Annotated in this window: 25 protein-coding genes and 1 pseudogene; 9 read left to right on the top strand and 17 right to left on the bottom strand. The window is 69.2% G+C overall.

The window, feature by feature from the left end:
- Window positions 1–100 precede the first annotated feature (100 nt).
- The 5 genes from epsC to acsF all read right to left on the bottom strand — a co-directional run bounded on the left by epsC (window position 101) and on the right by acsF (window position 4,441).
- Window positions 101–1,129 carry a serine O-acetyltransferase EpsC gene (epsC, locus tag KUG39_RS00670; protein WP_353617299.1) on the bottom strand — a complete coding sequence of 343 codons (1,029 nt, stop codon included), beginning with the start codon at window positions 1,127–1,129 and terminating at the stop codon, window positions 101–103.
- The gene (locus KUG39_RS00665; protein WP_216912076.1) at window positions 1,107–1,484 is read right to left on the bottom strand and encodes a rhodanese-like domain-containing protein; all 378 of its coding nucleotides are present in this window, start codon (window positions 1,482–1,484) and stop codon (window positions 1,107–1,109) included. The genes epsC and KUG39_RS00665 overlap by 23 nt, the downstream gene beginning before the upstream one ends.
- Before the next feature lie 89 nt (window positions 1,485–1,573).
- The gene (gene cysK / locus KUG39_RS00660) at window positions 1,574–2,587 is read right to left on the bottom strand and encodes a cysteine synthase A (protein ID WP_216912074.1); all 1,014 of its coding nucleotides are present in this window, start codon (window positions 2,585–2,587) and stop codon (window positions 1,574–1,576) included.
- Window positions 2,588–2,646: 59 nt separating this feature from the next.
- On the bottom strand, window positions 2,647–3,336 hold the full coding sequence (locus KUG39_RS00655; RefSeq protein ID WP_286192819.1) for a long-chain fatty aldehyde decarbonylase: 690 nt from the start codon (window positions 3,334–3,336) through the stop codon (window positions 2,647–2,649).
- 76 nt (window positions 3,337–3,412) lie between these two features.
- Window positions 3,413–4,441, bottom strand: a complete 1,029-nt coding sequence (gene acsF, locus KUG39_RS00650; RefSeq protein ID WP_216912072.1) for a magnesium-protoporphyrin IX monomethyl ester (oxidative) cyclase — start codon at window positions 4,439–4,441, stop codon at window positions 3,413–3,415.
- Window positions 4,442–4,587: 146 nt separating this feature from the next.
- On the opposite strand from acsF, the gene KUG39_RS00645 reads away from it, so the two are divergent.
- From KUG39_RS00645 to gorA, 3 genes are read left to right on the top strand one after another with little or no spacing between them, the layout of a single operon-like run.
- Complete coding sequence (locus tag KUG39_RS00645; protein WP_094584033.1) at window positions 4,588–4,893, top strand: ArsR/SmtB family transcription factor; 306 nt, start codon at window positions 4,588–4,590, stop codon at window positions 4,891–4,893.
- Window positions 4,871–5,551, top strand: a complete 681-nt coding sequence (locus KUG39_RS00640) for a pentapeptide repeat-containing protein (RefSeq protein WP_216912061.1) — start codon at window positions 4,871–4,873, stop codon at window positions 5,549–5,551. Before KUG39_RS00645 ends, KUG39_RS00640 begins: the two co-directional genes overlap by 23 nt.
- Window positions 5,548–6,906, top strand: coding sequence for a glutathione-disulfide reductase (gene gorA / locus KUG39_RS00635; RefSeq protein ID WP_216912059.1), 1,359 nt, complete (start codon window positions 5,548–5,550; stop codon window positions 6,904–6,906). The genes KUG39_RS00640 and gorA overlap by 4 nt, the downstream gene beginning before the upstream one ends.
- A gap of 15 nt (window positions 6,907–6,921) precedes the next feature.
- On the opposite strand, the gene KUG39_RS00630 is transcribed toward gorA, so the two are convergent.
- From KUG39_RS00630 to cysK (KUG39_RS00620), 3 genes are all read right to left on the bottom strand, one after another.
- Window positions 6,922–7,203, bottom strand: coding sequence for a 2Fe-2S iron-sulfur cluster-binding protein (locus KUG39_RS00630; RefSeq protein WP_094584030.1), 282 nt, complete (start codon window positions 7,201–7,203; stop codon window positions 6,922–6,924).
- Window positions 7,204–7,298: 95 nt separating this feature from the next.
- Window positions 7,299–7,733, bottom strand: coding sequence for a hypothetical protein (locus KUG39_RS00625; protein ID WP_216912057.1), 435 nt, complete (start codon window positions 7,731–7,733; stop codon window positions 7,299–7,301).
- Between the two features lie 37 nt (window positions 7,734–7,770).
- Complete coding sequence (gene cysK / locus KUG39_RS00620) at window positions 7,771–8,751, bottom strand: cysteine synthase A (protein WP_190612432.1); 981 nt, start codon at window positions 8,749–8,751, stop codon at window positions 7,771–7,773.
- Window positions 8,752–8,886: 135 nt separating this feature from the next.
- Between cysK (KUG39_RS00620) and KUG39_RS17510 the strand changes: the two genes are divergently transcribed.
- The 4 genes from KUG39_RS17510 to KUG39_RS00600 are packed head-to-tail and all read left to right on the top strand — an operon-like array spanning window position 8,887 to window position 10,848.
- The gene (locus KUG39_RS17510; RefSeq protein ID WP_216912055.1) at window positions 8,887–9,384 is read left to right on the top strand and encodes a MotA/TolQ/ExbB proton channel family protein; all 498 of its coding nucleotides are present in this window, start codon (window positions 8,887–8,889) and stop codon (window positions 9,382–9,384) included.
- Complete coding sequence (locus KUG39_RS00610) at window positions 9,381–9,734, top strand: hypothetical protein (RefSeq protein ID WP_094584026.1); 354 nt, start codon at window positions 9,381–9,383, stop codon at window positions 9,732–9,734. Before KUG39_RS17510 ends, KUG39_RS00610 begins: the two co-directional genes overlap by 4 nt.
- On the top strand, window positions 9,731–10,096 hold the full coding sequence (locus KUG39_RS00605) for an ExbD/TolR family protein (protein ID WP_094584025.1): 366 nt from the start codon (window positions 9,731–9,733) through the stop codon (window positions 10,094–10,096). Before KUG39_RS00610 ends, KUG39_RS00605 begins: the two co-directional genes overlap by 4 nt.
- A complete protein-coding gene (locus tag KUG39_RS00600; protein WP_216912053.1) occupies window positions 10,093–10,848 on the top strand; it encodes a hypothetical protein in 756 nt (251 codons plus the stop codon). The genes KUG39_RS00605 and KUG39_RS00600 overlap by 4 nt, the downstream gene beginning before the upstream one ends.
- 13 nt (window positions 10,849–10,861) lie before the next feature.
- Here the strand turns inward: KUG39_RS00600 and KUG39_RS00595 are convergent, their stop codons facing one another.
- The 7 genes from KUG39_RS00595 to corA form a co-directional block, all read right to left on the bottom strand.
- The gene (locus KUG39_RS00595) at window positions 10,862–12,034 is read right to left on the bottom strand and encodes an aminotransferase class I/II-fold pyridoxal phosphate-dependent enzyme (RefSeq protein WP_216912153.1); all 1,173 of its coding nucleotides are present in this window, start codon (window positions 12,032–12,034) and stop codon (window positions 10,862–10,864) included.
- Between the two features lie 34 nt (window positions 12,035–12,068).
- Window positions 12,069–13,169 carry a sensor histidine kinase gene (locus tag KUG39_RS00590; protein ID WP_094584022.1) on the bottom strand — a complete coding sequence of 367 codons (1,101 nt, stop codon included), beginning with the start codon at window positions 13,167–13,169 and terminating at the stop codon, window positions 12,069–12,071.
- On the bottom strand, window positions 13,170–13,862 hold the full coding sequence (locus tag KUG39_RS00585) for a response regulator transcription factor (RefSeq protein WP_216912051.1): 693 nt from the start codon (window positions 13,860–13,862) through the stop codon (window positions 13,170–13,172).
- Window positions 13,863–13,906: 44 nt separating this feature from the next.
- Window positions 13,907–14,539 carry a Crp/Fnr family transcriptional regulator PtrA gene (gene ptrA, locus KUG39_RS00580; RefSeq protein WP_094584020.1) on the bottom strand — a complete coding sequence of 211 codons (633 nt, stop codon included), beginning with the start codon at window positions 14,537–14,539 and terminating at the stop codon, window positions 13,907–13,909.
- A 77-nt stretch (window positions 14,540–14,616) separates the two neighbouring features.
- The gene (locus KUG39_RS00575) at window positions 14,617–15,576 is read right to left on the bottom strand and encodes a CHAD domain-containing protein (protein ID WP_094584019.1); all 960 of its coding nucleotides are present in this window, start codon (window positions 15,574–15,576) and stop codon (window positions 14,617–14,619) included.
- Window positions 15,577–15,593: 17 nt separating this feature from the next.
- The gene (locus tag KUG39_RS00570; RefSeq protein ID WP_094584018.1) at window positions 15,594–16,625 is read right to left on the bottom strand and encodes a PstS family phosphate ABC transporter substrate-binding protein; all 1,032 of its coding nucleotides are present in this window, start codon (window positions 16,623–16,625) and stop codon (window positions 15,594–15,596) included.
- A 130-nt stretch (window positions 16,626–16,755) separates the two neighbouring features.
- Window positions 16,756–17,853 carry a magnesium/cobalt transporter CorA gene (gene corA / locus KUG39_RS00565; protein ID WP_233133746.1) on the bottom strand — a complete coding sequence of 366 codons (1,098 nt, stop codon included), beginning with the start codon at window positions 17,851–17,853 and terminating at the stop codon, window positions 16,756–16,758.
- A gap of 220 nt (window positions 17,854–18,073) precedes the next feature.
- Between corA and KUG39_RS00560 the strand changes: the two genes are divergently transcribed.
- Window positions 18,074–18,289, top strand: a complete 216-nt coding sequence (locus KUG39_RS00560) for a DUF7219 family protein (protein ID WP_094584197.1) — start codon at window positions 18,074–18,076, stop codon at window positions 18,287–18,289.
- A 44-nt stretch (window positions 18,290–18,333) separates the two neighbouring features.
- Here the strand turns inward: KUG39_RS00560 and KUG39_RS00555 are convergent, their stop codons facing one another.
- Together KUG39_RS00555 and KUG39_RS00550 are read right to left on the bottom strand one after the other, a co-directional pair.
- Window positions 18,334–20,043, bottom strand: coding sequence for a pyruvate kinase (locus KUG39_RS00555; protein ID WP_216912043.1), 1,710 nt, complete (start codon window positions 20,041–20,043; stop codon window positions 18,334–18,336).
- Complete coding sequence (locus tag KUG39_RS00550; RefSeq protein ID WP_216912041.1) at window positions 20,040–21,980, bottom strand: NAD-binding protein; 1,941 nt, start codon at window positions 21,978–21,980, stop codon at window positions 20,040–20,042. The genes KUG39_RS00555 and KUG39_RS00550 overlap by 4 nt, the downstream gene beginning before the upstream one ends.
- Before the next feature lie 132 nt (window positions 21,981–22,112).
- On the opposite strand from KUG39_RS00550, the pseudogene KUG39_RS00545 reads away from it, so the two are divergent.
- Window positions 22,113–22,472: pseudogene (locus KUG39_RS00545) on the top strand (glycogen phosphorylase); the annotation flags it as partial.

Here is a 22,472-nt window from a genome sequence, read left to right as displayed (position 1 = left end):
ATAGAGGCCTGGGGAAGAGATAACCTCGGTGACCAGAACCGTAATCACTCAGGCATAAGGAGGCTCTTCGCCATCACATGGATGAAGACGAAGATTGTGTTCAGATGCCGCCCCCCTCTCCAAAGGTCTCAGAAAGAACTTTGGCCTGGGTGATGGTGGTGCCTGGCGGGACGCTGCTTGTCAGCCAGACATTCCCACCAATCGTTGATCCTTTTCCGATGGTTACCCTGCCCAGGATCGTAGCCCCAGAATAGATAACGACATCGTCTTCAACGATCGGATGGCGGGACTCGCCCTTGACGAGATGCCCATGCTCATCGACAGGAAAGTGTTTCGCACCCAAGGTGACGGCCTGATAGAGGCGCACATTCTTCCCAATGATGGACGTCCCACCGATCACCACGCCCGAGCCATGATCGATGAAGAAGCTATCGCCGATGACAGCCCCGGGATGAATATCCACACCCGTGGCGGAATGGGAAAGCTCAGCAATGATGCGAGCCACCACTGGCGCACCGAGGCTGTGAAGGGCATGGGCAAAGCGATGGTCGGTGATGGCCTTCATGCCTGGGTAGCAGACAAGCACCTCCTCGATACTGCTGGCGGCAGGGTCGCCTCGAAACGCCGCATTGAGGTCGGAGTCGAGCTGGGAACGGATGCGCGGAAGCTGATGGGCGAAAGCGAAAACAATCTCCGTAGCCTGCTGATCAAGCGTCGGATCCTGCCTGCCGTCATGGGGCAAGGATCGACGGGACTCGATCTCAATGCGGACCTGGTGACGGAGCTCCCGCAGGCAGGTGTCGAGCGTATGACCAACGAAGAAGTCGGTGGCCGTCGAAGAGCTTGGAACGCCCATCAGATCGGGCTCCGGGAGCCCCAGGCGATGGGGATAGAGGGAGGCTCTCAGGCCCACCAGCACCCGTTTCAGCGCATGGGTTGAAGGCAGGGGAACCAGGGTGTTTGGATGTTGCCAGCGGAGTGAAGACTGGACCCGAAGTTCCCGGAGGGAGTCGACAATTCCTGCCAGGTTCAAGCCATGATCCCCCATACCTTCAGGCTCATCGAGGAGAGATTCGGAGCGACGGTGTCGCACAGAGGTGATCACGTCAGCGCCCAGCAGCGACAGCACGCACCAGCGGATCCGGCCAGTCGCGCAGTCCCGACTGCAACGAAGCCACGGCTGTGTAAGCGAGGTCTTGAAGTTCGAGGGCTGCGAGGGCGCTTCTGTTGCCACCAGCGCAGACCACCACAACGGAATGGGATGGATCCTTGAGGATCCTAGGGATCTCTTGGGAGAGGATTGAAGCCCTCACATTGATGGCACCAGGGATGTGCCCAGCTTCAAATTCCTCTGGTTCACGGACATCGATGACTGTGGCTCCATCAGCGATCAGTTGCTTCACGCCGTTGGCATCAGACTCCCGGATCTGCGAGCGCGCCGCCGCCGCTCTCTGAAGGAAATCCGAGCCATGCAGAAGAGACATGTGGTCGCTCCGTGATCACATGATCATCCCTCGATTGGTGTGCCTGGCAACGTAGTTTCACCCACATCGCCGGGTACGTGCGACTTCAATCAAAGCGCCAGGCCATGCTCATTGAAGAGCCCTTCGAAGAGCGCTGAACTCAGATAGCGCTCGCCGGAATCCGGCAGCACCACCACGATCGTCCGACCCGCAAAGGCCTCCTCATGGGCCAGCCGCACCGCCGCTGCAGCTGCAGCACCGCTGGAGATCCCGGAAAGGATCCCCTCTTCGCGGGTGAGGCGCCGTGCAAAGGCCACCGCTTCCGCACTGCTGACCTGTTCGACCCTGTCGACCAGATCGAGATGCAGATTGGCGGGAACGAATCCCGCGCCGATCCCCTGGATCTTGTGGGGCCCTGGCTGAAGCGGCTGACCCGCCAGGGCCTGGCTGATCACCGGACTCTCCACCGGCTCCACGGCCACCGACACCAGGGGCTCGCCGAGGGTTCGCTTGATGTACTGACTGACGCCGGTGATCGTGCCGCCGGTGCCGACGCCTGCCACCAGTGCCGCCACGCGACCGCCGGTGGAGGCCCAGATCTCCGGTCCCGTGGTGTCGTGGTGAATGCGTGGGTTGGCTGCATTGGCGAACTGCTGCAGCAGCACATAGCGATGGGGATCGGATGCGGCGATGTCCTGGGCCCTGGCGATCGCACCGGCCATGCCCCGGGCACCCTCGGTCAGGACCAGCTTCGCTCCGTAGGCGATGAGGAGCTTGCGCCGCTCCAGGCTCATGGTTTCCGGCATGGTGAGGGTGATCGGGATCCCCCGCGCCGCTGCCACGAAAGCGAGGGCGATGCCTGTGTTGCCGCTGGTGGGTTCGACGATCTCCTTTCCGGGACCGAGCAGACCATCCTTTTCCGCCTGCCACACCATCGCCGCTCCGATCCGGCACTTCACCGAATAGGCGGGATTGCGTCCTTCGATCTTGGCGTAGACGATTCCCTTGGCCTCACCGACAACGCGATTGAGTCGAACCAGCGGCGTCTGGCCAATCGTGAGGCTGTTGTCTTCAAAGGCGGGAAGGGCCGCCGCCGGCGTGGCGGCGAAACCTGTGGAGGTCATGACGGGGCGACGAAAAGCCAGACCTAGCCATGGACCTCCCAATCCCGTCGTGGTGGCGATTACACCCCCACCTCCACCGCCCGGCCAGCCAGTCGCGCCACCAGCCCCCCGGCCTGGCGCGGCTCGAAGCCCACCGTCTCGATCGCCGCCTGGAAGCAGCCCACGAATTCGCCCACCAGGTCGGGGGGATCGATGCCGATGGCCGTCAGGTCGTCGCGGACGCTCTGGAGCATCGCCATCACGATCGGGACGGCCCGCTCACAGCAGGCCGCGATCGGTGCGGCCACCTCCGGGAACCAGGCGGCCAGCCAGCGTCCGCCGTACGCGAGGTGTTCGGCCTCATCGGTGAGCACCGACTCGATGATCGGCGCGGCGAAGGGGTCGGCCACCGGCTGGTAGCAGCGGTACGCGGCCACGGCGAAGCTTTCCACGATCAGGCACTGGATCACCAGGGCGCTGACGCGGTCGCCGCTGCTCACCGCCTCACGGAACAGCCGGTGCAGCGGTGCGAACAAGCGACGCGCCAGCGGCAGATCCGGGCGGATCCCCAGCTGCCTGCCGCAGCCCGAGAAGTCGCGGGCATGGTGCCCCTCCATGGCGGCGAGCCGCAGCAGGTCGTCCCGGTCCTCCGGAAGGAGGCCGGCCAGCAGGCGGAAGTGGCTGTCCGCCAGGCCCTCACCCACGATCACCAGGGCGTTGATGCGGCTGTAGGCGTCGCAGTAGGCGGCGCTCAGATGGGGCTGGGGCATGGGGGAAAACGCAAGGGAACAGAAGCTGAACGATCCGCTGGGGGAGGCCGCAGGGAAAGCCGCGGGCAGCCCGGGCTCAGCCCGCCTCCGCCCGCACCATCGGCTGCCAGAACTGCCGCCACAGCAGCCCGCCGAAGCGCAGCCTCAGGCCGATCTGGCGCCAGGGGCCGGCCCCCTGGCGGCGAGCGGCCCCCATCTCCTGGAAGCAGGCGACAAGGCGGTTCCGCAGGGCGATGAAGCCGCCGGACTCCAGATCGAACACCCAGGGGAAGGCCCGGCGGGCGGTGCGGTTGGTCTGACGCATCACCTCGGCGTCGAAGGCCTCCGGGTCCATCCCCAGGATCCGGTAGAACTCGCCGCGCTCACAGACCGTGAGGCTGTGGGTGAGAAACACCGACCACAGGAAGAAGCGACTCAGCAGCTTGCCGCGCAGCCCCTGGCGCAGGGCCGGCCAGCAGCGGATCAGCATGTTGAAGATGTCGCCATGGCGATTCTCGTCCTGGCACCAGGGCTCGAAGAAATCGAACAGCGGTGCGAAGTTGCTGTCGGGATGGGCCTTGAGGTGGCGGTCGATGAGGATGTATCGCCAGTAGCCGATCTTCTCCGACAGGAAGACGCTGTAGAGCACCCAGCTGAGGGGGAACCAGGTGATCGGTCGCTTGGTGCTGAGGCTGGGCAGGTCGATCTCGATGCCCTCGGCCACCAGGGCCCGGTTGAGGAAACCGGCATGGCGGGCCTCATCGCGGGCCATCAGCTGGAACAGCCGCCCCATCTCAGGACGCTGCGCCTGGAACAGCCGCCGGGAGAGCTCCTTGAACAGCAGGAAACCGGAGAACTCCGACACGCAGGAGCGCACCAGATAGCTCTCGTAGGCCTCCTTCTCCTCGGGGCTCAAGTCCCGGAGCCGGTCCAGCGGTGCCTTGCGATCGAAGTGGTCGCGGTTGTAGTCCGCCTCCATCTCGGCGAGCATCGCGTCGAAGGCCGGCCGCTGCGGCTCCAGATCCGTGCGGGCCGCCTTGGCGATCTGGGTCGTATAGAACCGCGGGGTCAGCAGGTCTTCCCGCAGGTGGGGCGCCGCAGCAGGGGTGGAGAGGGTGGCGGTCATCAGGGGGCGACGCGGCTGCGCGTCATAACGACATCGTGATACTACGTGATCCGGGTGAAGCAGACCTGTGGTTTCACGATTCTGTATCAACAGTCTGAGACGCAAGCGTGGTAGCCTCGCCACCATCCCGGGCTTCGCTGCGGTCGATGGAATCTCTGGCCGACTACTTCAAGGTGTTCTCCGAGCCCAACCGGCTCACCGTGCTTGAGACCCTGCGGCCGGGCCCCCTGAACGTCACGGCCGTCGTCGAGAAGACCGGCCTCAGCCAGGCCCTCGTGTCCAAGCATCTCAAGCTGCTGACGATCGCCGGGGTGGTGCGTCGCCGTCCCGAAGGCAGCCTGGTGTTCTATGAAGTGATCGACAAGGGCGTCTTCCAGCTCCTGGCCCAGGCCCGGAAGCTGATGCTCGCTTCCCGCCGCCAGCAACTCGATGCCCTTGCGGCCATCCTCTGACTGGCCCGCCGATCTGCCGGGCGACCTCCCCGCCGACCTGGAGGGCCTCAAACGCGCGCTGGCCGGGGGTCGCCGCCACTTCGCCGGCCTGCGGCTGGGGGATCTCGATGGCGTGGCCCTGGATCTGGGCGACTGCGACCTGCACGGCGGCTGCTTCAAGGAAGGTCGGTTCGGCCACGCCCGGCTGGCGGGAGCGAACGTGGAGGCCGCCTGCTTCCAGCAGGCCCTGCTCTGGGGGGCCGACCTCTCCGATCTCAAGGCCAGCGGCTCCTTCTGGCACGACGCCGACCTGTCGGCAGCCCGGCTGCAGGGGGCCGATTTCGGCGGCGCCCTGATGCACCGCTGCTGTCTGCGGGGGGTGCTCGGGGCCCACAGCCGCTGGCGGTCCACCCGGCTGGTGGAGGCCGACTTCCGCGGCGGGCTCGACCAGCCCACCGACCTGGGCGGGGCCGATTTCCAGGGGGCCGACCTCAGCTTCGCCCAGATGCAGGGGGCCCAGCTGCAGGGGAGTGATCTGCGCGGTGCCTGCCTCTACGGCACCAACATGGGAGGCGCCGACCTGCGTGATGCCGATCTGAGCGGCTGCGACCTGCGGGACACCGATCTCCGGGACGCCATGCTGGAAGGCACCGTGCTCCACGACGCCCTGCTGCCATGACCGACTGCTTCGATCTGATCGTCCTCGGGGCGGGCTCCGGTGGCCTGGCGGCCGCCAAACGGGCGGCCTCCTACGGGGCCTCGGTGGCGATCGTGGAGGGCGATCGGGTGGGGGGCACCTGCGTGATCCGCGGCTGCGTGCCCAAGAAACTGCTGGTCTACGGCTCGGCCTACCGGCACCTGCTGGCCGATGCGGCCAGCTACGGCTGGCAGCTGGATGGCTTCCGGCCCGACGCCTCCGTGCTGCTCGCCAATGTGCGCCGCGAGGTGGACCGGCTCAACCAGCTGCACATCACCCTGCTGGAGAAGGCGGGCGTCGAGCTGGTGCGGGGCTGGGGCCGCTTCGCCGATCCCCACCACATCGATGTGGTCCAGGGCGCCGAGACCACCCGTCGGCTCAAGGGGGAACGGATCCTGATCGCCGCCGGCGGCCGGCCGCACCGTCCCAGCTTCCCCGGGGCCGAACTGGGCTGGGTGAGCGACGACATGTTCCTGCAGGAGCGCTTCCCGGACCGGGTGGTGGTGGTGGGGGCGGGCTTCATCGCCTGCGAATTCGCCTGCATCCTCCATGGCCTGGGTGTGGCGGTGACCCTGCTGGTGCGGGGCGACCACCTGCTGCGGGGCTTCGACCGGGAGGCCTCCCATGCGGTGCAGGAGGCCATGGAGGCCGAAGGCATCGAGATCCGCTTCGCCCACAGCCCCGCCGCCATCACTGGCGTGCCCGGGGCCCTGGAGCTGGTCACCCAGAGCGGTGAGGTGCTGCCCTGCGGCGGCGTGCTGCTGGCCACGGGCCGGCGGCCCTTCCTCGAGGGGCTGCAGCTGGAGTGCGCCGGGGTGGCGGTGGAAGGCCACCGCATCCCGGTGGATGCCGACCAGACCACCAACGTGCCCCACATCCATGCGGTGGGCGACGTGACCGACCGCATCAACCTCACCCCGGTGGCGGTGGACGAAGGCCGGGCCTTTGCCGACACCGTCTACGGCAACAAGCCCCGCCAGGTGAACCACGACCTGGTGGCCAGTGCCGTGTTCAGCCAGCCGGAACTGGCCGGGGTGGGGCTGAGCGAGGAGGCGGCGATCGAACGCTTCGGCTCAGACGGCATCCGGGTGCACCGGGCCCGCTTCCGGCCCATGGCCCAGGCCCTGCCGGCCCGGGGCCCCCGGGTGCTGCTCAAGCTGATCCTGGAGGCGGCCACCAACAAGGTGGTGGGCTGCCACATGGTGGGCGAGCACAGCGCCGAGATCATTCAGATGGCGGCGATCGCCATCGGCATGGGGGCCACCAAGGCCGACTTCGACCGCACCATGGCCCTGCACCCCTCGGTGGCCGAGGAGTTCGTCACCATGCCCGGCTGATCGAACACAAGCGGATCAGAGATCGTCTTCGACGCCCGGCTTGATGGTGCAGTCGGAGAGGGGGTAGCTGACGCAGAGCAGGGCGAAGCCTTCGCCGATCTGGTCATCGTCGAGGAAGCTCTGGTCGGACTGGTCGACACTGCCGGAGAGGATCTTGCCGGCGCAGGTGCTGCAGGCTCCGGCGCGGCAGGAATAGGGCAGATCAATGCCCTGCTCCTCGGCCGCGTCGAGGATGTAGGTGTCGTCGGGACAGCTGAAGGACTTGCCTCCTTCCAGGCTGATCGTGAAGCTCGCCATGGTGACGCAGGAGGACGATCAGCAAATCCTTGGGGAACCTGCCCCGGCAGTGTGTATCGCAGCGAACAGCGTGCGCGGGCGGGCACACAGGGCCTTCAGGACCCGGCCCCGCCCTGGAGGTCGGCGGGGAACCCCCAGGCCCGGCGGAGTCCCGGGTCGGACAGCTCCCAGGCATGTTCGCTGGCCACCACGGCGGCCCGCACCCCTTCCCCCGTCAGCCCCCTGGCCGCCCGGGCGCACTCCAGCAGCTGGCGGAACCGCAGGCTCTCCTGCAGCAGCCGCTCGACCCGCTCCGGCCCGCCGGCGCTGGCGAGCATCGTCGGTTGCCGGGCGCAGAGTTCGAGGGTGTCGATGTGCTGCTCCAGCCAGGCGGCCTCGTAGTGGAGCATGGCGTCGCTGCAGCCCTGGAGCCGGGCGGCATACAGCGTCAGATGCTCCTCCAGCACGGCAGGATCGCCGGAGCGGTCAACCGGAGCCGGAGCGGTGGAGCGGTCATGGAGCCGCTGCATGATCTGACGCAGGTAACTCATCGGCGGTGGCCTCGCGGCGCTCGTGCGGTCGGTGGGGTCAGACGGCCGCCAGACCCCGTTCGTTGAACACGCCTTCGAACAGCACCGAACTGAGGTAACGCTCGCCGGAGTCGGGCAGCACCACCACGATCGTGCGGCCCTCGAAGGCCTTCTCCCTGGCGAGCCGCAGGGCGGCCACCGTGGCGGCGCCGCAGGAGATGCCGGCCAGGATCCCTTCCTCCTTCATCAGGCGCCGGGCCATGCTCACCGCCTCCTCGTCGCTGACGGCCTCGACCCGGTCGACCAGGCTGAGGTCGAGGTTGGCGGGGACGAACCCGGCGCCGATGCCCTGGATCTTGTGGGGACCGGGCCGGAGATCCTCGCCGGCAATGGTCTGGCGGATGACGGGGCTGTTGAACGGCTCCACCGCCACCGACACCAGCGGCTTGCCGAGGGTGGTCTTGATGTAGCGGCTGACGCCGGTGATGGTGCCGCCGGTGCCGACGCCGCAGACCAGGGCATCAACCACCCCGCCGGTGTCGGTCCAGATCTCGGGGCCGGTGGTGTCGTGGTGGATGCGGGGGTTGGCCGGGTTCACGAACTGCTGCAGCATCACCCAGCGGTCCGGTTCGGACTCCGCCAGCTCCCGGGCGGCGGCGATGGCACCCCCCATGCCCAGCCTCCCCTCGGTGAGCAGCAGGTGGGCGCCGTAGGCCGTGAGCAGCTTGCGCCGCTCCAGGCTCATCGTCTCCGGCATGGTGAGGGTGAGGGGGATGCCCCGGGAGGCGGCCACGAACGCCAGGGCGATGCCGGTGTTGCCGCTTGTGGGCTCGATCAGTTCCTTGCCGGGCCCCAGCAGTCCATCCTTCTCCGCCTGCCAGATCATTGCCGCGCCGATGCGGCACTTCACCGAATAGGCCGGATTGCGGCCCTCGATCTTGGCGAGCACCCGGGCGCCGCATCCCTCCGTGACGCGATGCAGCTCCACCAGCGGGGTCTGCCCGATGCTGAGGCTGTTATCGGCATGGATGGGGCTCATGGTGCTCCCTCTGGATCCGGTCCATGGGCACCTTAGTCAGCGCGCGATCCCAGGGGACTGTCAAGCAGCTGGGGCACGTCGTCCGGGCGACGTCGGCCCATACGATCGCCCCCGTCGGACGCAGCGTCGCCAGGGGTGAAGACACCGGTCCCCGGGATCCATGGACCCATCGCCCTGTTGCTGCTGCTGCTCTCCATCGCCGTGGTGACCGTGGTGATCGACCGGGGCCGCTACTGGTGGAACTGGTGGCGCAGCCGCTCCTCGAGGCGCCAGCAGTGGGAACGGGTGCTGGCTGACCAGGGCGGTTCGGCCGCCGGGCGCCTGCTGGAGGACTGGGAGCTGGAGATGCGTTTCGGCGAACCGCTGCTGCAGGCGGCCGTCGTGCTGGCGCCGCTGCTGGGGCTGGTGGGCACCGTGCTCGGACTGATGCAGGTGCTCGCCAGCCTCGGCCCCCAGCTGCTGCTGCCGGCAGGGGCCAACCTGGCTGGCTTCGGCCGGGTGCTGCTCAGCACGGCCCTGGGCCTGATCCTGAGCCTGATCGCCAGCACCGGCCTGTTCGCCAACCAGTGGCTGCGCCGCAGCCAGTGCCTGCGACTGCAGCGCCTCGGCCGTCCCTGGGCACCGCTGGCATGAACCACGCCCTTGCCGCCCTGGTGGGGTTGACCCTGCTGCTGTGCGGGTCGGTGGCGGCGCTGGCCGACCTGGCCCGGCAGCGACAGCCTCGGCTACGCCCCCCGGGGGGCGACTCCCTGACGGGGGCCCTCTGGATCGTGCGGGCGCCCGGCGATCGCTGGTTCGTGAACGGTGAACCCGTCTCCCACGGCCGACTGCCGGGCCTGCTGGCCTCCCAGCCGGCCGGCAGCGAGATCCACTTCCTGCCGGCGGCCCGCCTGCCCCTGGGCGAGGTGGCCCGCTCCCTGGCCCACCTGCGTTCGATCAGCCCCCAGCCGGTGGGGCTGGCCCTGCCGGAGGCGGGGCCATGAACGCCGACACCGGCCAGACACCTGCCTGGGGGGCCGCCCTGGACGCTGCGGCGCTCGGGGCGATGGCCACCGCACTGGCGCTGCTGACCCTGGCCCTGATCCTGGTTCCCCAGCGGCTGGCCCAGCGTCCGGCGAGCCAGGGGATCGTCAGCCTGCACCTGGGCGCCGACGGCCGGCTGCGGCTCTGGAACCAGTCGGTCCCGTCCGCTCAGCTGGCCGCGGTGCTGAAGGGTCTCAAGGACGGCCCTGGCCAGCCGACCCTGCGTCTGATCCCCGATCCGGATGTGCCCTGGGGAGCGGTGCAGCAGCTGATGGAGCGCCTGGGCCGCACCGACCTGCCCCTGGAGCTCCAGCTGCCATGAAAGCCAGCCTCCCCCGTCCGTGGGTCTTCCGCCTGCAGACCCTCCCCCTCCCCCGCTGGCGCCATCTGCGGCTGCCCCTGCTCGGGGCTCTGGCCCTGAACGGGCTTTTTGTCGCGGCGGCCCTGCGTCCGCCCGCCAGGACAACCCCCGCCGTGGCCGCCACGCCGCCGGATGACACCCCCGAACTGCTGCGGTTCAGCCGCCAGCAGGCACGCGAGCCTTCCCTGACGGCCCTGCCTCTGCCGCCGCTGAGCGCCCTGCCGCCCCCTCCGCCGATGGATCTGCCGGCGCAACCACGCCGCGGGGTCGCCGGCCCCCGGCGCGGCGATGGCGGCACGACAGGGAACCGGGAGCGGGCGGCGGCGGCCACCCCGGCGCCACCGGGAGCCCCCCAGGAGCGCGCCGGCTCCGGGCCGGGCGCGGAGCTGGCAACCCGGATGCTCGCCCTGGCCCTGCAGGCCCGGCCGCTCGAGGCGGCCGAGGCCACTGCCGTTGCGGCCCTCTGGGAGCAGGCGACGCCCACCCGCGAGGTCCCCTCCGGGATGGTCCCCGCTCCGGACGGGATGGAACTGCGGCGGCTGCCGCTGGCCAGGGTCCGCAGCGCCGGACTGCCGTTCAGCGATCCCCTCGCCGTGCTGGCGGGCGGCAAGATGCTGCTGCTGTGGCCCGACGGGAGCACGCTCTGGATGCTGGCGGCCGCCGGGGACAGCCGTGCCGCCAGCGACAGCCGTACCTCCAGCGCCAGGCCCTGAGCGGGGGCAGGGCTCAGTCGCCGCTGGCCTGCAGCACCGCCAGCGCCTCGAACAGGCGCCCCAGGGCCTCCGCCAGGGCGGTGGCGTCGAGCATGCCGTAGCTGAGCCGCAGCAGGGCCTGGCCGCCGGCCGGCGGCAGGCCGAAGCTGTCACCCGGCAGGGCGGCCACCCCGTGCCCCAGCACCAGATGGCGCATCAGCGGCTCGCCCCGCAGAGCGCAGGGGAACCGCAGCAGGCCATAGAAGGCGCCGTCGGGGGGGCCCAGCAGCTCCAGCGCCTGGCCGCCGGCACGGGCCGCCGCCACCGCCTCGACCAGCTGCCGGCGCCGCTCGCCCAGGGCAGCGATGTGGGGCCGGCACCAGGCCGGACCGGCCTCCAGGGCCGCCAGCGCCGCCTGCTGGCTCACCTGGGGCGGACAGATCAGCACCGTGTCCTGCACCTTGGCCAGGGCCCCCATCAGCTGGCGGGGAACCGCCGCGTAGCCCACCCGCCAGCCGGCCATGCCGTAGGCCTTTGAGAGGGAGAACAGGGACACCGTGTGCCCGCCGCTGCCTGGCAGCCGACCGGGGCTTCCGTGGGGCACCGTCCCATGGATGAAATCGGCATAGGCCTCGTCGCTCACGTGCACCAGCCCGTGGCGGTGGCACAGGGTGTTGATGGCCGCCAGCACCTCCGGCGGCGCCACCAGGCCGCTGGGATTGCTGGGGGAGATCGTCACGATGGCGCGGGTGCGTGGGGTGATCGCCGCCGCCAGCCGCTCGGGGTCGGGCACCAGCCCCGCCGCCACCGGCACGGGCACGCCGCCGGCCAGGCGGATCGCCATGGCGTGGTTGAAATAGAAGGGCAGCGGCAGCAGCACCTCGTCGCCCGGGTCGCAGAGCACCTGGGCGATGGCGTGGAAGGCCATGTTGCTGCCGGCGGTCACCAGCAGGTCGCTGCCCTCCAGATCCAGCCCCCGCACCTCGGTGAGCTCCCGCCGGACCGCCTCCAGCAGGGCCTCCTCGCCCTGCACCGGCCCGTAGCGGTCGAGCCGCCGGTCGGCCTCCAGCAGCGACCGGCCGACGGCCTGGCGCACCGCCTCCGGTGGCCCCCAGCTGACCATGCCCTGGGCCAGGGAGAGGGCGTCCGGGCGCTGACGCATCAGGGCCCCCACCTGGGCGATCACCGGGTCGGCCACCGCCGCCATCCGGCCCGCGGCTCCGGGAGCTGTCCTTCCCATCTCAGGCCACCGCAGGGAGCAGCAGTTCCATCAACGCCCCGCCCCCGGGATGGTTGGACGCCTGGATGCGGCCGCCATGGGTGACGGCGATCTGCTGGACGATCGCCAGACCCAGCCCGCTGCCGCCCCGGTCGCTGCGCACCCGGGACGGATCACCGCGGTAGAAGCGCTCGAACATGTGCTCGAGGTCGTCCTCGCTGAGCCCGGGGCCTTCGTCGCGCACCGACAGCAGGCACCAGCCCGCCGTCGCTTCGATCTCCACCCACACGGTGCCCTCCTCCGGGCTGTAGCGCAGGGCATTGTCCAGCAGGTTGAGGACGGCCCGGTGCAGCCGGGAGCCATCCCCCAGCACCGCCAGTTCGCCCTCGGCAATGAGCTCCAGGCGGATGGAACGCCGCTCGGCCAGGGGCCGCAGACCGAGCCAGACCTGCTGCACCAGCTGGGGCAGATCGACACGGCTGCGCAGGCGCACCCCCTCGGGCAGGGTGTTCTCCAGCCGGGAGAGCTCCATCAGGTCGCCCACGAGCCGCTGCAGCCGCAGCAGCTCCCGCTGCAGCCGTTCCACCAGCACCACATTGGCATCGTTGACGTGGGCGGCCAGGCTGTCACCCACCAGCAGCAGGGCCGTCAGGGGCGTCTTGAGCTCGTGGGCCACATCGCTCACCCAGCGCTCCTGCTGCTCCAGCTGGGCTTCGAGCGAACGACGACTCTGGAGCAGCAGCGCCACCCAGCCGTCGTCCCCGGGCAGGACGAACACGGCCAGCTGCTGCTCGCCGAGCTCCCAGTCGAGGCGCTGGGGACGCTCCCGCCGGCGGGCGTTGCGGACCACCTCCAGCAGCTCGGGCGAGCTGCAGACCCGATCGAGGGGTTCCTGGCGCCGCAGTCCCGCTCCGGGGGCCTCCAGCAGCCGTTCGGCCCGCTGGTTGATCAACTGGATGCGGTCGCCGCTGTCGAGGATCAGCCAGCCATCAGGGGCCTCCCCGATCCAGCGCAGCAGCTGGCGGTGCCACAGGCCGGAACGGGCCCGGCCGGGCCGGCTGGTGCGGCGCGCCAGCAGCCAACCCAGGGCCAGCCCCAGCAGCCCCGCCAGCAGAACCCCCATTCAGCCGAAGCGGTAGCCGAAGCCCCGGACGGTGATCAGGTGCTCGGGCGCCGAAGGGTTGGCCTCCAGCTTCTCCCGCAGCCAGCGGATGTGGACGTCGACGGTCTTGCTGTCGCCGAAATAGTCGTAGCCCCAGACCCGCTCCAGCAGCTTGTCGCGGCTCCAGACGCGGCGGGGGTACTGCATGAACAGCTCCAGGAGCCGGTATTCCTTGGGCGAGAGGTTGACCTCGAGGCCGTCGCGGGTGACGCGGCATTCCTCGGGGTACAGGCTGAGGTTGGCGTGCTGGAGCACCTTGGCGGCCACCTCCACCGAACGGCTGCGGCGCATCAGGGCGCGGCAGCGGGCCACCAGCTCCCGCAGGCCGAAGGGCTTGATGAGGTAGTCGTCGGCCCCCACCTCCAGCCCCAGCACCCGGTCGGTCTCGCTGTCGCGGGCGCTGACCACCAGGATGGGGGTCTGGTTGCCGGCGGAGCGCAGCTGGCGGCAGAGATCCAGTCCCCCCAGCCCGGGCAGCATCAGATCAAGCACCACCAGGGAGAATTCCTCCCCCGGAGGGCATTCCTGGAGGGTGCGCAGGGCCTCCCGGCCGTTGCCGCAGGCCGTGACCGAAAACCCCTCCAGAACGAGGACGTCGCGAATGGTCTCGCGGATCGTGTCGTCGTCCTCGACGACCAGGAGGGGGGGATGCATGACGGCATTATCGGCGTCCGCAGCGGGCAGACCCCAGAACTGTCTCAACGCCGTGGCAGATAGCTGACCACCAGACGCCGCTGGCTGTCGAGCTGCAACCAGCCCTCGTCGCGCAGGGTGCCGATCACGCGCGTGACGGTGACCCGTGTGGTCGCCAGGGCGCTGGCCACCTCCTGGTGGGTGAGGCGCAGGTTGAGGCGCAGGCCCGATTCGCAGGGCTGGCCGTACTCGCTGGCCAGCAGTTCGAGGAAGCCACGCACCCGTTCATCGACGCGTTTGAGACCCATCAGGGCGAGCAGGGCCTGGCTCTGCTGGATGCGCTGGCCGAGGGCCTCCAGCATGGCCACGGCCAGGGTGCCGTCCTGGCGGATCTCGCTGCAGCTGAGGCAGAGCAGGTCGGTGTCGGCCAGGGTGGTGGCGGCGTAGGCCTCGACGCCATTGAGGGGATCGCCGAACGGCTCGTTGGGGCCGGCCAGGCCGAGCAGCATGTCGTCGCCGTGAATGGTGATGGCGCTGAGCTTCACCATGCCGCGAACGACGAGCCAGACGTTGTTCTTCAGCAGCGGTACATGGCTCCCGGCGCTGACATGAACCAGACTGCGTTTCTGGTAGTTCGCTTCAAGAAGTTCTCGGAATCCATCCTTGCTGCCGGATTCACGGGAGGGCGTGAATACCATCGGGGAAAGCGCATCGGATGCAGCGAACTGTATGCAGCGACACCCGCCGGACGGGCAAAGGGCTGGTAGTGCTTTGGTTAAGAGCTCGGTAAGGCGAGGGCCAGCGGGGGCGCTTCCGGGTGGCTGTCGGAACGCCGTTCGAGCCAGAGCGCCATCGAGAGGCTGCGCCGGCGTTCGGGGAGGATCAACCCATCGGCTCGCTGCCGCCACTGGTCCCAGCAGACCTGGGCCCTCCGGCGCAACAGGGCCTCCAGATCCGGCAGGCTCCTGGCCAGTCCGGCCGGCAACTGATCATCGATCGCCCTCTCCAGGACATGGAGATCGTTGAGTTCTCCGAGCAGTTCCTGCAGCTCCCTCAGTTCAGCCACCCACTGCCGGCAGCGTGAGCCGGTGACGGCCCCGAGATTCTCGAGTCCGTAACGGGCGGTCTTGAGTCGTTTGCGCAGGTCGTGGACCCGCTCCATGTCCCCCTCCTGTTTGAGGATGAACCAACCCGGATGCTGGAACAGCCCGGCGATCATCGGGGCCTGCCACTCCAGGGTCCAGGCCAGCAGCGGCAGCTCCCCCAGCCGCGTGAACTCGGGATGTCGCAGCCAACCCTGCAGCTGGGACAGCAGCTTCAGGTAGCCGCTGCTCTGGAGGGTGGTGACCACCTGCTCATAGGCCAGGGCCCGTTCACGCCGGAGTTGCTTCAACACGGGCTTGAGAGCCCGTTGTTCCGTCTCGGGAAGCTCGGGCATCAGATCCTTCTCCAGCCGATCCCTGAGCACATCCAGGTCCCGCGCCATGCCGAGCCGGCGCACGGTCTTGGCCAGGCGGGGGTCAGCGACGGCCTTGGGCAGCTGCAGGGCGGGGCCGAACTGGTGCAGGCAGGTGCGCAGCCGCCGCAGCGCCACCCGCATCTGATGCAGGGGTTCGGGATCGTTGTCGGCGAGCACGGGCCCCTGCAGCGACGCGAGCTTGTGGGTGAAGCGCCCGATCAGATCGACGGCAAACGCTCCATTGCTGAACGGGTGATCATCGTGCGGGCTGGCCATGGGAGGGGCCGGAGGCCTCAGCGGGGTGTTTTCGAACGGATCTGCTGGAAGCTGCGCCGGATCGCTTCGTTGATCGAGAGCCCGACGGGCAGATCGCCCCCGAAGGAGGTGCCGATCAAGTGGCGATAAAGCTTGGATTCAACAACACGATAGGTGTCCGGAGGCAGGGGGATCACACCGGCCCGCTCGCTGAAACGCAACCCACCCTGGACCGTGAAGGTGATGAAGCGACGCACCTCGGGCCGATCCCTCAGATCCTTGTCGTTGATGTAGACGAACAAGGGTCGCGAGAGAGGCACGTAGCGCTCCTGCTGCACGTTGTCGACGGTCGGCGGCCAGGTTCCCTTGGGACCCGTGATAGCGAGCGCCTTCAACCTGGCAGCCTGAGCACGATAATAGGAAAAGCCGAAATAGCCCAGCGCCAGAGGGTTTTTCTCAACACAACTTACCAGAACGTTATCATCTTCACTGGCGGTGTAATCGGTGCGGGAATTGCGAGAATCCCCATTGATGGCCTTGTTGAAGTAATCAAACGTTCCTGAGTCGGCCCCCGGGCCGCACAGATTGATCGGCCGATCCGGCCAGGAGGCGTTCACCTGCTTCCACCGCTTGATGCGTCCCTGGGCCTTGCGGTTCCACAGGGTGGAGAGCTCGGCCGTGCTGATGCGGCTGGCCCAGCTGTTGCTGGGATGGACCACCACCGAAATGGCATCGAAGGCCAGCGGCAATTCAATGAAGGTGACCCCCTTGGCGGCACAGGCCTTCAGCTCCCTGGAGCTGATCGGACGGGAGGAGTTGCTGATCGGAATCTCTCCGCGGCAGAACCTGCGCATGCCAGCCGAGCTGCCCGTCTCCTTCAGGGCGATGGACACCGGCGAACCCTGGCGTTTCTGGAAGGCCTTGGCGGCCTCCTCCAGGATGGGGAACACCGTGCTGGAGCCCTCGATGCGCACCACCGGAGCCGTCCCCGTCTGGGCCTCCGCGGGCACCAGGGCCAGCCATGGCGTCAGCCCGACGCCGAGGAGGGCACCCAGTCCACTGAAAGCCATCACGCCCCTCGACCGGACTGTCGCAGGAAGCTTCAGGACCATGGTTCGAGACCAGCGAAGGAAGGACGCTGCGCCGATCCTGCACCAGCAAGCCGAGGGGTTGGGTTAAGGACAGATTGTGGGCGCCAGCTCAGCCCTGTCCCGTCCAGTCCTGGAACCAGCCCCGCCGCCACAACCACCAGGCCTGCACCGTGGCGATCAGAAGCATCAGCAACATGACAAACGCGTAACCATGGCGCCATTTCAGCTCGGGCATGAACTCGAAGTTCATGCCGTAGACGCCAACGATGAACGTGAGCGGCGCGAAGATGCTGGTGAGGATGGTGAGGGTCTTCATCACCTGGTTCATCCTGTTGCCCACACTGGCCGCATAGGACTGGGTGATCGCATCGCACTGACCCCGCAGCGACCCGCAGGCCTCGAACAGCTGGTCAACGAGTTCGGCCATGTCCCGGAAGCCCTCCAGGGCCTCGGTGCCCAGCAGCCGCTGGCGCTGGCGGAGCAGCAGCCTGATCTGATGGCGCAACGGCCAGATCAAGGTGCGGATGATGCGCAGATTGCTCCTGAATTCGTAGGAACGGCGCAGGATCAGGGGGCGGGGATTGCGCAGGGAGGATTCCTCCAGCGCATCCAGCCGCTGGGACATCGCCTCCAGCATCGGGAACAGATCATCGAGCAGGTCATCGATGACGAAGTGCAGGATGTCGTCCAGGTCCCGGTCGGCCAGGGACCCCGACTTGGACAGCAGCCACTCGGTGAGATCCGGGAAGGGATCCCCGCCGCAGCCCTCCTCCAGGGTGATCAGCAGGCCGGGCAGCAGCACCAGGCCCACCTGCTCACTGACGAGATGGGCCGGATCCTTGGCGAAGCTGAGCCGGTGCAGCACCACCAGCAGCACATCCTCCAGTCCGTTCACCTGGGGGCGCTGGGGCACCTCCAGCAGGGGGGCCAGCAAGACCGCCGGCACCTCGAGGCGATCGAGCAGCTGCTGGATGTAACGGCGATCACCAAGCCCCTGCAGGCGCAGCCACAGGGGGGTGCCGGCCTGGCGCAGGCTGGCCAGCCGCTCGATGGCGGGGGAGGGGGTGCGCACCGGCCCGGAATCCAGGAACAGCACCGCATCGGCCCGGGTGGGCCCGAGCCCGCCATGGACATAGAGATGGGTGGGCAGACCGGCCGGACGCTGCTCCAGGCGCTGGGAATTCAGCGCCCCTGGGGTGAGTCGCACCACGGGACTTCCGGTTGTTGCCACGATTCAACCGCAACGGCCCGATGGTGGGTATGGCAGGCGTGGCTGGGGTTTTGGGGCTGGCCCCTGGCCTTTACGGAGTCTTAAGGCTGGCTGGCTAGGTTAAGCCATTGCTCTTGACGATTCGTTGACCAACCAGCCCTCCACGGGATCATCCAACCCCGAACTCGGCCGGCAGGAACGGGATGTCCAGTCGCCCATGGAAGCCCATGGCAGCTACCGCGGCAGCGACTGGAGCCCGGAGCGGCTGATGTTTCATCAGAATCTGGAATCCTTCGCCGACCAGGTGGGGTTGATCGTCGGCCTGCAGGCCAACGGCAAGATGAGCCAGGACGAGGCCTACGCGAAAATCAAGAAGATCTGGAAAGGCCTCAAATTCACCCGCAGTTCCCTCTTCGACGAATCCACGGACTGAATCGTTTCCGCTGATTCCCAGGGGCAGGCTTCCCAGGGGCAGGCTCACGGCAGCGGGTTGCCCCCTTCACAGTTGCTCCGGAACGCCAGGCAGGTGAGCAGGGGCTGGCTGGGGTCGGCGGTTGTGCGGGCCCCGATCCCCTCCAGCACCGTCACGGTGGCCCAGAGGCAGGGCACGTGCGCCGCGCCGCAGATCCGCAGGATCTCCTCCTGAATCGGAGCCAGGGACTCCCAGCCGCACTCGATCGCCAGATCGCTGCGGGCGATCATCACGCCCACCGGGGCGCCGTGGGCCATGGCCGCCAGCAGCAGCCCAGGCAGGTTGAGAAAGGCCTGGCGGGTTTCGATCCTGAGCATCACCGCCAGATCGCCCCGGCCCCTCTCCTCCAGGCACTGGCGCAGGGTCTGGATGTCGGACTCCCGGTGCACGAAGGACGAGTTGACCATGTCGGCGTGCCGTGTCACGAACGCCAGATCCTCGATGTCCTTGGCGGTGAGGGCCGGCGTGCGCAGGTCACTGTCGGGGAACCTGATCCCCTTGTCGGAGCGGAGCCGGCTGCCCCTGGCCCGGGCCGTGGTGACCTTGAGCCGCACCTCCCGGGCTGACACCCTCCGGACCACGGCGCCGATGCGGCCATCGTCGAAGAGCACCCGCTCACCGCGGCGCAGATCGACGAACACCTCCGGCAAGGTGCAGGGGAGCGTGCCGGCACCCTGGTCCGGCTCAGGCGTCAGACGGATGGCATCGCCCGGGCGCAGCAGCCGTTCGCCGCTCACCGGCGCCAGCGGACCCACCCGCAGCCGGGCTTTGCCATGCCGCTGGCGGAACACCAGGCCGGAGGTGAAGTGGCAGGTCTTGTCGGCCTGCAGCAGCAGAACCCCATCGGGGCCACGTCGAACCACCTGGAGGGTGCGTCGGCGGCCGGAGGCATCCCGCCCCTGCAGGCGATTCCCCTGCTTCAGCCGCTTCGCCTTCGACACTCGCGCCGGCAGCAGCACGGCGTCCGTGTCCTGGGGCCGGGGCAAGGCCCCAGGCGACACCGCCAGAATCCGCACCGGCTGGGTGGGCCGCCCCATCCGGTCGCGGGGGGGACGGGCGCGGATCACCGCAGGCTGGGGGGCCAGCTGGCCGGTGCGCAGCTGCGGGCCCGCCAGGTCCATGGCGATCGCACAGGGGCGGCCGCTGGCCGCCCGGGCCGCTCTGAGCGCCTCCACCATCCGGCCCCAGACCGCGGGGTCGTCATGGGCGCAATCGATGCGGGCGATGGTCATCCCCGCCGCCAGCAGATCGGCGACCAGGGCGGGGCGCTTGGCCGCCTCCGCCGGCAGGGTGACCATGAGTCCGGCGACCCCCGGGGCCAGGGCTCCGAACAACCGGTCGCAGCGCCGCCCCAGCAGATCGGGACCGCCCAGGCCAGGGGGGCCGCCCGGCTGGTCCTGCGCCGCCGCCGCCGAAGGGCCCAGACCTTCGAGCGCTTCGAGGGCGGTGATCACCGCCTCCAGGCTGGCCAGCAGGGGGGCATCGCCATCGGTGAGGGGAGACAGGCCCCTGTGCCGCAGCGCCTTCGGCAGGCCCGGATGGGCATGGCGATGGAAGGCCATGGCGTGCAGCAGGTTGCGGGCACTGGCCCGGTGGTCGGGGTGAATGGCCTCCAGGCAGGCGGCCTCTTCCACCTCGATGCGCTCCAGGGTGGCCCTGAGGTCCCGCAAGGTGTCGAGCAGCCAGGGGGCAGGGGCTGGGGTGGGGTCCTTCACGGCCGCAGGCCCTCGCTGGCCACAGCGTCACCCACGGCAACCGCTTCCACAGCGCAGTGCAGGCCCTGGCGGCGCAGGTCCTCCGCCAGCTGTTCGGCCAGCTCCCGGTCGAGGGCCGGGGTGAGGTGCTCCCCACCGTCCAGCAGGGGGGCCATCGCCCCGGGGGCGCCCCCCAGGTGCCGCGCCAGGGACTGGAGCGCGGTGAAATGGCCCTCCGGCCGGGGGGAGCCCCGGAGGCGCAGGCGCCATCGGGGCGGATCCGGGCAGCCCAGCTCGATCCGCCGCAGCTGGCGCAGGGTGGCCAGCACCACCAGTTCATCCCCCGCCGACAGAACCAGATCGAGGGACGGCAGCACCAGGGGGGATCGGCGGCCGCGACGCAGCAGGTGGATGGTGGTGACCCCGTAGCCCTGCTCGACCCGGCTGAGATTCAGCCCCAGCAGGCCATCGCCCTGGCGGATCCGGTACCGCACCAGCAGATGGTTGGCCCCATCAATGCGGCAGATCTCCTCCACCCGTTCGCCGAACGCCGTGGCCACGACCGCATCGGCCACCAGGTCCATGCTGGAGATCACCGCCACGCCGCCCAGCAGGTCCCCGAGACGCTCGGCCGCCTCGACCGCATGGGAGAGGATCGCGTAACGGGCGTCGGGCCAGGACTTCTGCAGCTGGAAGGTCTCCTGCAGGTTGGCCAGCAGATCGACGGAGAGCAGGCCGATCCCCTCCAGCCGGCAGTGCTGCAGCGCGGCGAGGGCCGCCTCCCAGCGCTGGACGATCACCAGGCCCGGCCGCTGCAGCGCCGGCCCGGGTCGCGGATCGATCCGCAGCACCTGCAGGCCATCCCTGACCAGGTTGTCGGCCACCCGCGCGGCAAGTTCCTCCCCCTCCGCCAGCAGGATCCAGCGGCTGCCCCGCCGGAAGCGTCCGGGACGGCCCAGGCCGAAGCGCTCCCGCAGCAGCCGTTCCAGGATCACGGCCACCAGGGCGGAGGTGAGCAGCGTCCCGATCAGGGAATACAGCAGGGTGACGCCGATCAGCCAGGGGGCCGCTGCGGCGATGCCGTCCCCCGGGGGCAGCATCACGTTGACCGGATCGACGAACTCCCCCAGCAACAGCGCCAGGGTGACAAACACCCCCTGCCTCCAGCCGCCACCAGCAGAGAACAGGGCCAGCCCCAGGGCCATCAGGGCCAGGATCACCAGCAGCCCCGCCTGCTGGAGCGGGCTGCACTGCCGCCACCGCCGCAGCGGGGCCCCCAGGCTGCGCCCCAGGGCCAGCCAGCGGCCCTGGACCCGGGCGGCGGGAACGGCCTCGGCGGCACGGTGGTGGTGCGAGGCCATCGGCACCACCTGCAGGGGCCGGACCGGATCCGCGCCGTCCTGGCGCAGGCTGCGCTGCTGCCGGCGGGCCGGGTCGTTTCCCTCCACCACCAGATAGGACTCACCATCCACCCGGAAGCAGGCCTCCTGGTCGCCGGGCCGGAGGGCCTCGGTGATGGCCCCGGCCGTGAGCAGCAGGGGATCGACCACGGCCACCCCCGGCAGGCGCTCCTCAAGCAGGGCCCCGAGGCTGGCCAGCTGGCCGGAGGAGCGCACCACCAGGTCCGCCGTGGGATTCAGCAGCCTCACCTGCAGGGCCGCCTCCACGTTCACCGTGCTCTCGGTGCTCAGCAGCAGCACGGCGCGGGCCGACGCGACCCCGGCCTGCGCGAGCACGTGGGGCAGGCGCATGTCACCCAGCACCAGGGTGGATCCGAAGCGTTCCTCCAGGCGCGGATCGCGCCAGTCCGGTCGCTCACGATCCAGACACCGCAACGGCACATCGAAGGGCAGCAGGCGCAGCAGGCAGGCCTGGCCCAGGGATCCGAGGCCACAGATCAGCACCGACCCCTCCCGCTGGCTGGACGCCCCGGGAGCGGACAGCGGCGCGGGGGCCACCCCGGACTGGGCTGCAGGGTCGGAAATGGGAGCTGGGCAGGCCCCCCCATCTTCCCAAGGTGAGGGGATTCCTGCGTTCCCCGGGTCTTAACCCTCCCTGGTGATGGTCGAGGGGTGCCGTGACCATCCAGCATGACAAGCACCCTGGCCAACGTGATGGGTCTCCCCGAAGCTGGCGCCTACACCGATCCCCAGCGCAACGGCCTGACGGCGCAGGATCTGCTCGACGGCCTGATCGAGCACCTGCTCTATTCCCTCGGCCGGCGGGTGCAGAAAGCCGACCGCCATGACCTCTACATGGCGCTCAGCTACGCCGTGCGGGACCGGCTGATGACCCGCTACCTGGCCGGTACCGAGGCCATCGACGCCCACCCCAGGCGGATCGTCGCCTACCTCTCGGCCGAGTTCCTGATCGGCCCCCAGCTCGGCAACAACCTGCTGATGCTCGGCATCCAGCAGGAGGCCGCCGAGGCCCTGCGCCAGTTCGGCATC

Source organism: Synechococcus sp. CCAP 1479/10, from assembly GCF_019038515.1.
Lineage (GTDB): Bacteria > Cyanobacteriota > Cyanobacteriia > PCC-6307 > Cyanobiaceae > Cyanobium.
This window is presented reverse-complemented; position numbering and strand designations above follow the sequence as displayed.